The 1,296-nt window shown below is 69.7% G+C and carries 1 protein-coding gene and 1 other annotated feature; the gene reads right to left on the bottom strand.

Annotated features, from left to right (window positions below):
• Window positions 1-7: 7 nt before the first annotated feature.
• A protein-coding gene (locus ICW40_RS16890) for an IS3 family transposase (RefSeq protein ID WP_260459369.1) occupies window positions 8-1,245 on the bottom strand; the annotation gives its coding sequence in 2 pieces (ribosomal slippage) (window positions 8-966 and window positions 966-1,245; 1,239 coding nt in all).
• Window positions 854-967: a sequence feature (AL1L pseudoknot), on the bottom strand. Its footprint overlaps the gene before it by 114 nt.
• Window positions 1,246-1,296: the final 51 nt, after the last annotated feature.

Genomic DNA, 1,296 nt, shown 5'->3' with positions numbered 1-1,296 from the left:
CCCGGGTTCAGTGGAGGCTCGGTTCCTTGGTTTCCAGCGTCGGCGACGCGGTGATCTGACGGTAGTAGGCGGTCTCGTGCTCGGCGGGTGGGATGTCGCCGAGCTCGGTGTGCAGGCGCCGGTTGTTGAACCAGTCGACCCACTCCAGGGTTGCGATCTCGACGTCGTCGAGGGTGCGCCAGGGCCCGCGACGACGGATTAGCTCGGTCTTGAACAACCCGATCGTGGACTCGGCGAGGGCGTTGTCGTAGGCGTCGCCGACGGTGCCGATCGAGGCCCGCATCCCGAGGGCGACGAGTCGCTCGGTCAGCGCCAGGCTGACGTATTGGGAGCCGGCATCGGTGTGGTGGATGAGGCCGGTGAGGTCGGTGACACCGGCGCGGCCGCGCGACCACACGGCCATCTCGAGGGTGTCGGTCACCAGGTCCGCCCGCATCGTGGTGTCGGCCTTCCAGCCCACGATCATCCGCGAGAACACGTCGATGACGAACGCGACGTAAGTGAAGCCGGCCCACGTCCGGACGTAGGTGAAGTCCGCGACCCAGAGCTGGTTCGGGGCAGTCGCGGTGAAGGCGCGGTTGACCAGGTCTGCGGCCCGGCACCCGTCCTTGCCCGGGATCGTGGTCCGCTTGGCCCGGCCGCGGACCACTCCGTGCAGGCCGGCGCCGCGCATCAGCCGCTCGACGCGGCAGCGCCCGACCGGGTGGCCGAGTCGGTGCAGGTGCTTCCACATCTTCCGCGCGCCGTAGACGCCGTAGTTCGCCGCGTGCTCAGCGGCGATCACCTCGCTGAGCACGGCGTCGCCGACCGCCCGCCGCGAAGGCGGGCGGGACTTGACCGCGTAGTAGGTGCTCGGGGCGACCTGCAGCTCCCTGCAGATCGGCTCGACCCCGAAAGCGTCCTTGTGGTCGTCGATGAACTCCACGATCACCGTTGTGGGCGGTCGAGCTCCGCCGCGAAGAAAGCCGACGCGCTGCGCAAGATCGCATTCGACCGCCGCAGCTCGCGGACCTCGCGCTCGAGCTCGGCCAGCCGCTGCGCGTCCGACGTGGTCGTCCCCGGCCTGTCGCCGGCGTCGACCTCCGCCTGGGTGACCCAGTTCCGGAGCGTCTCGGGGTTGATCCCCAGCTGCTCACCGACCCTGGCCAGCGCGCCCTTGCGCGTGGACGGATCACGCCGCAGGTCGACCGCCATCCGGATCGCCCGATCCCGAAGCTCGTCCGGGTACTTCCTCGGTGCTGCCATGACTCTCATCCTCCGTGGGTTGAGAGCCTCCACGGAAGCCGGGGCGGTTCA

It is taken from the genome of Actinotalea ferrariae (genome assembly GCF_019733465.1).
Lineage (GTDB): Bacteria > Actinomycetota > Actinomycetes > Actinomycetales > Cellulomonadaceae > Actinotalea > Actinotalea ferrariae_A.
Note: the sequence above shows the minus strand (reverse complement) of the source record. Positions and strands in the feature narration are given on the sequence as shown.